The following is a 7175-nucleotide window of genomic DNA, read 5'->3' on the forward strand; positions in this document are numbered from 1 at the left end:
GCACCAAGGGAAGCACCGGCCGATGGTTCAGCCGCGGCGAGGCCGTGGACTGGTCGGACGCGCTGTGCAAGCAGATTGAAAAGGCGGCGAGGCAGGCCGCCACGCCAGCCGCCGTGCCAGTGCCGGCGCGGCGCGCGCGCCACTACACCGTCGCCCAGCTCGCCGAGGATTGGCAGAAATCGCGAAAGTTCCAGCTGCCGACCGACAAGGCGGAACTCCGCCGGCAGGTGGCGGAAAAGATCGTCTACGCGCCGAAGACCGTGCGCGACTACCGGCAGAAGCTGCGCGTGGTCGAGGATTTCGACCCGACGCTTTGGGCCTCGCCGGTCGATGCGCTGTCGCAGCCGGTTCTGTTCGGCCTCTATGAGGAGCTTGTCGCCGCGCGCGGGATCTCGACGGCGCGCGGCGCGATCGCCACGCTGTCGATCGCCTTGGGCTGGGGCAAGCGGCGTGGAAAGTTCACCTTCCGCGAAAACCTCGGCGTCAACCCGGCGCAGGATCTGCAGATGGCGACGCCGCCGCCGCGCATCCGGTTTGGCACCCGCACCGAGATCGAGACGCTGATAGCGGTCGCCGACCACATGGGCATTCCCGAAAGCGGTGACATGACCATGCTTGGCGTGTGGAGCGGCCAGCGCCAGGGCGACCGGCTGGCGCTGGAAGACTTTGGCCTGATCAAGGGCCGCCGCCATTTCCGCCAGGCCAAGACGGGCGCCATCGTCGCCGTGCTGGAAGCGCCCGAGCTGGAGCGCCGGCTTGCCGCCTCGGCCGAGCGCCGCCGCGCCGCCAAGGCCGAGGCGCTGCTCGGTGCCGAGGCCGACGAGCGGCCGGCGATCGAGCGCCGCTTCAAGCGCGTCATCCTCAACGAGCATTTCGACAAGCGTTTCGAAAAGTGCTTCTGGCGGCCGTTCGAGGGTCAGAACTACAGCCATGTCTTTGCCCGGGTGAAGGCCGTCGCCGTCGCCGGCGTCCGCGCGGAAAACGGCATCGACTGGCTGATCAAGCCGTGCAAGACGCTGGCCGATTTTCAGGAGCCGGATCTGCGCGACACGGCGGTGACCTGGCTGGCGCTGGCCGGCTGCACCATCCCCGAAATCTGCGCCATCACCGGCCACAGCCTGACCAGCGCCACGCGCGTCTTGAAACACTATCTGGCCGTGCATCCCGAAATGGCCGACAGCGCCATCAGGAAGATGGCCGCCTGGTACGACGCCGGCGGCGAAACGGAGTTCGGGCTGTAGCGACTAGCTCGATCCGTCAAGCACGGCCTGCGCCTGTGCTAGCAGCGCCTTGAGCTGGTCGCGTTCGACATCGGTGAGGCCGAACGACTTGACCAGCCTCTCCACAATCTCGGCATTCATGCTGCGCCCTTCCTCGGCGGCAGCAATCTTCAACCGCTTCAACAGCGAGGCAGGCAGGCGGGCATGGAATGTCGGATCGGGCATTGCCCGTTCTTATGGCCGAGTCCTTAAGCCTCTGAAATGCATCCAGTCCGTGGGCGAAAAGGCCCACGCGGTGGCACCACTTATCCCCACTAATCACATAGCGCAACACTCGGTAACATTAGGGTGATTGATTGAAGCGGCCGTGTCGTTCAACCTAGACGGCAACCCGTCATAGAAGCGGGCCGGGCAAGACCAGCGGCGGGGTCATGCGGCTTCCCTTGGACGGGGAAGAAGCGGCGGAAATTTCGCAAGGTTTTAAGTTCGAGACGCAACCAGCGCAGTCGGTCGCACGAGGGGCCGGCGGCGTGAGCAACACGTACGGGAAACCATTGGAAGTGAAAAACGAAGACGCCGTCCACCGAATCGACCAGCATTTGGCCGAAAGCCATGACTTGCTGGCCGCCCTTATCTTCATCTCGGAGAACGTCGAGGACTCCCAGCACGAGCTGCTGCAGCATTCCGCCATCAGCTTGTGCCACTCGGTTCTCGACAAGATCGCGGCCGCCAACCGCGATGTCAGCCTGCTGTTGAGAATCGCCGCATAGGTCCGAAAGCGCTTCCGCGCTGTCGACCGGAAACATTAGGCGAACGGGCCGTGCGAGAAAACCCTCGCACGGCCTCACATTTCTCACACGTTCCGGCTCCGTTCCAGAGACCGAAACGCTAACGCATTGATGTTTCACGTGAAATGATGGTGAGCGCGTCGGGGTTCGAACCCGAGACCTACTGATTAAAAGTCAGTTGCTCTACCGGCTGAGCTACGCGCTCCCGCGGGCGAAAGGCGGCCCTCGAAATTGCGCGGAACATAGGGAGAGTGCCTCGACCGGTCAACCGGAAAAAGAGGGCTCGCAAACACGGGCGGCTTCGCCCTGTCGCGACACTTGCCAGCCGCGCCATCGGTGGGAGAACAGCCAAGGGAACACTGGCATTTCTGCCCGACAGCGGCATCCAGTCTGGGGAACAATTGTATGTGCCGCTCGTTTTCCCGGCACAGGGACGTCCGCCAAAACCACCGAGGAGAAAACCAATGAACAGAATCACAACGAGCCTTCTGGCGGCCACGCTCTCCGCCACATTCGTTGCGGCGGAGACGGTGTCCGTTAATGCCCAACCGAACTATGTACCGCAATCCCAGGTCGCGGTGCCGGATGTGCAGACAGTCCAGTACCGGGAGTGGCGTAAGGACCGCCACAATCGCAATTTTTCGCGTGACCGCAGCTTTTCGCGTGACCGCAATTTTTCCCGCAATCGCGGCGCGTATTGGAACGGCCATCGCGGCTATCGCGAATATCGCCCCGGCTACCGTCGTCACGGCGATTATTGGTTCCCGCTCGCGGCGTTCGCGACTGGCGCGCTGATCACCGGTGCCATCATCAACAACGAGAACAATCGCGTCTACGGAGGCAACGCCCACGTCCAGTGGTGCTACGACCGCTATCGCAGCTACCGTGCTTCGGACAACACGTTCCAGCCTAATTACGGCCCTCGCAAGGAGTGCCGTTCGCCTTACTGATTCGTGAATGAGTGCCAATAGCTGACGAGTAGACCCGTGCCAGAATCTGTCGCGGGTCTTCTCTTTTCAGTAAGCATGGGAGCCGGCATCAGCCAGCCCAACTGATGGCCTTGATGATGTAAAAACGTGCATCGCCTTCCGAAGGTGAGCGATATGCTCCAAGGGCGTCGCAAATTCGAACCGCCGCGGCGCTCAGTTCCCAACCAAGCACTTCCAGGTCGTCATCGACATCCGTCACGTAGGACTGGATCAGTTCGTCGATGCTATTTGTCTCGCCGAAGGATCGAACCCGCTTTGCGTCGATCATAACGTCATCGGGCCAATTTGAATTTGCCCAGGCCCAGAGCCAACTCTGCGACTTAGCGCTCGTGGACCCGGCAATCTGGACCTCTGCGGTGACTTTGATTTCTCCGCCCTTGGAAAACAAAAGCCTTCTGGTCTCGATGTCATAGTCGTAGCGAGACCAGTGGCCGAGTTGGAAGTCTCTCTCCAAGCGGTCATTCTTGGCATTTAGTTGTTCGATAGCCTCGTCGCGCCAAGCAGGATACCAATCTGGCTTCATTTCCCCTCACCCACCACTGATGGCTAGTTATTGCACGCTCAGTGTCCGGCGCACAGCATCGCGCCAACCAGCAAGCTTGGCTGCGCGCGCGGAGCCATCCATGTCCGGCTGGAAGCGCCGCTCCAGCGCCCAGCTTTTCGCAAACTTCTTGGCATCCGGCCACACGCCCGCCTTCGAGCCGGCCAGCCAGGCCGCCCCCAACGCCGTCGTCTCCAGAATGGTCGGGCGGTCGACCGGTGCATCGAGGATGTCGGCCAGACGCTGCATGGTCCAGTCCGACGCCACCATGCCGCCATCGACCCGCAACACGGTCTTGGCCGAAGCCCCCTTCCAGTCCTTGCGCATGGCGTCGAGCAGGTCGCGTGTCTGGTAGGCCACGGATTCAAGCGCGGCGCGGGCAAACTCAGCCGGGCCGGAATTGCGCGTCAGTCCGAAAATGGCGCCGCGTGCCTCGGCGTCCCAATGCGGCGCGCCGAGCCCGACGAAGGCCGGCACCAGGTAGACGTTTTGGGTTGGATCGGCTTCATTAGCCAGTTTGCCGCTTTGTTCGGCCTTGCCGATCACCTTGATGCCATCGCGCAGCCATTGGACCGCGGCGCCGGCAATGAAGATCGAACCCTCCAGCGCGTAAGTCGTCTTGCCGTTCAGCCTGTAGGCAATGGTGGTCAAGAGCCGGTTCTTCGAACGCACCAGGTCGCTGCCTGTGTTGAGGAGCGCAAAACAGCCGGTGCCGTAGGTCGATTTCATCATGCCTGGCTCGAAGCAGGCTTGGCCGATGGTTGCCGCATGCTGGTCGCCGGCGACACCGAGGATTCTTATCTCGGCGCCAAAGAGATTTTTCTCCGTGATTCCATAGTCATCGGCGCAGTCCTTCACCTCTGGAAGCATTTCTACCGGGATGTTGAGGATCGACAGCAGTTCGTCGTCCCAGGCATTCTCAGCGATGTTGTAGACCAGCGTGCGCGAGGCGTTGGTGGCGTCCGTGGCGTGGACCTTGCCGCCGGTCAGCCGCCAGATCAAAAAGCTGTCGATGGTGCCGGCGAGCAATTCGCCCTTCTCGGCGCGTTTTCTCGCGCCTTTCACCTTGTCCAACATCCAGGCGATCTTGGTGCCGGAAAAATAGGGATCGAGCAGCAGCCCGGTTTTCTTGGTGAATGTCTTCTCCAGCCCCTGCTTCTTGAGTTTCTGGCACAGCGGCGCGGTGCGCCGGTCCTGCCAGACAATGGCATTATGGATCGGCTTGCCGGTCGCCCTGTCCCAGATGACCACGGTTTCGCGCTGATTGGTGATGCCGATCGCGGCTACGTCGGAAGCATTCCGGCCGGCCTGCTTCAGCGCCGCCTTCACGGTCGACACCACACTCGCCCAGATATCTTCCGGATCGTGCTCGACCCAGCCGGAGGCCGGATAGTGCTGGGCGAATTCCTTTTGCCCACTGCCGGCGACCTTCATCTCGCCGTCGAACAGGATCGCCCGGGTCGAAGTCGTGCCCTGGTCGATGGCAAGGATATATCCGGTCATTATGCCTCCCCGCTTAGTCTTTTACACAAACAGGGGAGACGGCAAGATGCCGCCTCCCCCAATGTCACACGGGCGCAGACGCCCGCTTAGAACAATCTTACTTTTGCCAGCTCTTCACCAGTTCGTCGTAATTGATGGTGACCGGCTTTTCCTTCTCGTTCTCGATCTTCAACTGAGGAGCGAGATTGCCCTTCTTGACCGCGTCGGCGTTCCAGTAGGCGAGGTCATGCTCTTCGGCCATCTTCGGACCGATGTCGCCCTGGATGCCGGCCTTTTCCAGGCGTTCCATGACCTTTTCCTGCTCAGAGCAAAGCGAGTCCATCGCCTCCTGTGCCGTCTTGGCACCCGACGACGCATCGCCGATCGCCTGCCACCAGAGCTGTGCCAGCTTCGGATAGTCCGGAACGTTCGTTCCGGTCGGCGACCACTGAACACGGGCCGGCGAGCGGTAGAACTCGATCAGGCCGCCGAGCTTCGGAGCGCGTTCCGTGAAGCTCTTGTCCTGGATCGTCGACTCGCGGATGAGCGTCAGACCGACATGGCTCTTCTTCACGTCGACCGTCTTCGACACCACGAACTGCGCATAGAGCCAGGCCGCCTTGGCGCGATCGTCAGGCGTGGACTTTAGAAGCGTCCATGAACCCACGTCCTGGTAGCCGAGCTTCATGCCGTCCTTCCAGTAGACGCCGTGCGGCGACGGAGCAAAGCGCCATTTCGGCGTGCCGTCCGCGTTCACGACCGGCAGCCCGTCCTTGACGAAGGAGGCGGTGAAGGCGGTGTAAGTGAACATCTGCTGCGCGACCGTGCCCTGCGACGGGACGGGGCCGGATTCGCCGAACGTCATGCCCTGGGCTTCCGGCGGCGCATAGGCCTTCAGCCAATCCAGGTACTTCTGGATCGAATACACGGAAGCCGGGCCATTGGTGTCGCCGCCGCGCGCGACGCACGAGCCGACAGGCTGCGACTTCTCGTTGACCTTGATGCCCCATTCGTCGACCGGAAGACCGTTCGGCAGGCCCTTGTCGCCATTGCCGGCCATGGACAGCCAGGCATCGGTGAACCGCCAGCCGAGCGACGGATCCTTCTTGCCGTAGTCCATGTGGCCATAGACCTTCTTGCCGTCGATCTCGCGGCCGGTGAAGAACTCGGCGATGTCCTCATAGGCCGACCAGTTGACCGGAACGCCGAGGTCGTAGCCGTACTTGGCCTTGAAATCGGCCTTGTTCTTCTCGTCGTTGAACCAGTCGTAGCGGAACCAGTAGAGATTCGCGAACTGCTGGTCGGGCAGCTGGTAGAGGTCGCCGTCCGGAGCGGTCGTGAACTTGGTGCCGATGAAGTCGGCGAGGTCGAGGTTGGGGTTGGTGACGTCCTTGCCCTCATTCGCCATCCACTTGGTCAGGCTGCGCGCCTGCTGGTAGCGCCAATGGGTGCCGATCAGGTCGGAGTCGTTGACGTAGGCATCGTAGATGTTTTCGCCCGACTGCATCTGCGTCTGCAGCTTCTCGACGACGTCGCCTTCGCCGATCAGGTCGTGAGTGATCTTGATGCCGGTGATCGCGGTGAAGGCGGGCGCCAGAACCTTGGACTCATAGCTATGCGTATCGATGGTCTCGGAGACCACCTTGATGTCCATGCCGGCGAAAGGCTTCGCGGCATCGATGAACCATTGCAGCTCGGCTTCCTGGCCGGCGCGATCGAGCGTCGACAAGTCCTTGATTTCGGTATCGAGGAAGGTCTTGGCTTCGTCCATTCCGGCATAGGCCTGGCCTGCTCCCCAGAGCAGGACAAGCGCAGTCGTTGATGTTAAAAATTGCCTTCGCATTTCGTTTCCTCCACTTTTCAAGTTTCAAGTGCGATCTGGAGCGGCCGTCGGCACGCGGTCGCTCCAACAGTTTCCCCCTCTATACGTAGCGGAACACGCCAATGGCGTAGACCACGGAGAGAGCGAGAGCCCACCACAGGTTGGGTCCGACAAGACCCAGCCAAGCGAGATGGATAAAGGCGCTGCCGAGCAGCGAAACAAAGAGGCGGTCGCCGCGCGTCGTCTCGAAGCGCAGGACGCCGACCCGGGGATTGCCGCCAGGCGAGACGTATTCCCAAGCCGCCATGCCACAGAGCAGCACCAGGATCGTGA

The 7175-nt window shown here is 61.7% G+C and carries 7 protein-coding genes, 1 tRNA gene and 1 pseudogene; 3 read left to right on the forward strand and 6 right to left on the reverse strand.

Annotated features, from left to right (window positions below):
• Positions 1 to 1241, forward strand: a pseudogene (locus EOD15_RS24695) (hypothetical protein); the annotation flags it as partial.
• Positions 1242 to 1244: 3 nt separating this feature from the next.
• Here EOD15_RS24695 and EOD15_RS24700 read toward each other — a convergent pair.
• Complete coding sequence (locus tag EOD15_RS24700) at positions 1245 to 1445, reverse strand: Arc family DNA-binding protein (RefSeq protein ID WP_127408931.1); 201 nt, start codon at positions 1443 to 1445, stop codon at positions 1245 to 1247.
• A 206-nt stretch (positions 1446 to 1651) separates the two neighbouring features.
• Here EOD15_RS24700 and EOD15_RS24705 point away from each other — a divergent pair, with 206 nt between their 5' ends.
• On the forward strand, positions 1652 to 1990 hold the full coding sequence (locus EOD15_RS24705) for a hypothetical protein (protein WP_127321926.1): 339 nt from the start codon (positions 1652 to 1654) through the stop codon (positions 1988 to 1990).
• Positions 1991 to 2137: 147 nt separating this feature from the next.
• On the opposite strand, the gene EOD15_RS24710 is transcribed toward EOD15_RS24705, so the two are convergent.
• A tRNA-Lys gene (locus tag EOD15_RS24710) sits at positions 2138 to 2213 on the reverse strand.
• Between the two features lie 259 nt (positions 2214 to 2472).
• On the opposite strand from EOD15_RS24710, the gene EOD15_RS24715 reads away from it, so the two are divergent.
• On the forward strand, positions 2473 to 2958 hold the full coding sequence (locus EOD15_RS24715; protein WP_127321927.1) for a BA14K family protein: 486 nt from the start codon (positions 2473 to 2475) through the stop codon (positions 2956 to 2958).
• Positions 2959 to 3046: 88 nt separating this feature from the next.
• On the opposite strand, the gene EOD15_RS24720 is transcribed toward EOD15_RS24715, so the two are convergent.
• The 4 genes from EOD15_RS24720 to EOD15_RS24735 all read right to left on the reverse strand — a co-directional run.
• The gene (locus EOD15_RS24720; protein WP_127321928.1) at positions 3047 to 3520 is read right to left on the reverse strand and encodes a DUF6882 domain-containing protein; all 474 of its coding nucleotides are present in this window, start codon (positions 3518 to 3520) and stop codon (positions 3047 to 3049) included.
• A gap of 27 nt (positions 3521 to 3547) precedes the next feature.
• Positions 3548 to 5041, reverse strand: coding sequence for a glycerol kinase GlpK (gene glpK, locus EOD15_RS24725; RefSeq protein ID WP_127321929.1), 1494 nt, complete (start codon positions 5039 to 5041; stop codon positions 3548 to 3550).
• A 97-nt stretch (positions 5042 to 5138) separates the two neighbouring features.
• Complete coding sequence (locus EOD15_RS24730) at positions 5139 to 6863, reverse strand: ABC transporter substrate-binding protein (protein ID WP_127321930.1); 1725 nt, start codon at positions 6861 to 6863, stop codon at positions 5139 to 5141.
• Positions 6864 to 6942: 79 nt separating this feature from the next.
• Positions 6943 to 7175 (reverse strand): DUF2160 domain-containing protein (locus EOD15_RS24735; RefSeq protein ID WP_185929063.1); only part of this gene is annotated, 233 nt, incomplete at its 5' end.

It is taken from the genome of Mesorhizobium sp. M7A.T.Ca.US.000.02.2.1 (genome assembly GCF_003996995.1).
Lineage (GTDB): Bacteria > Pseudomonadota > Alphaproteobacteria > Rhizobiales > Rhizobiaceae > Mesorhizobium.

Excerpts from the sequence above, each read along its gene's own strand:
- EOD15_RS24700 (WP_127408931.1), bottom strand. The coding sequence starts at position 1,445 with ATGCCCGATCCGACATTCCATGCCCGCCTGCCTGCCTCGCTGTTGAAG.
- EOD15_RS24705 (WP_127321926.1), top strand. The coding sequence starts at position 1,652 with ATGCGGCTTCCCTTGGACGGGGAAGAAGCGGCGGAAATTTCGCAAGGT.
- EOD15_RS24715 (WP_127321927.1), top strand. The coding sequence starts at position 2,473 with ATGAACAGAATCACAACGAGCCTTCTGGCGGCCACGCTCTCCGCCACA.
- EOD15_RS24720 (WP_127321928.1), bottom strand. The coding sequence starts at position 3,520 with ATGAAGCCAGATTGGTATCCTGCTTGGCGCGACGAGGCTATCGAACAA.
- glpK (WP_127321929.1), bottom strand. The coding sequence starts at position 5,041 with ATGACCGGATATATCCTTGCCATCGACCAGGGCACGACTTCGACCCGG.
- EOD15_RS24730 (WP_127321930.1), bottom strand. The coding sequence starts at position 6,863 with ATGCGAAGGCAATTTTTAACATCAACGACTGCGCTTGTCCTGCTCTGG.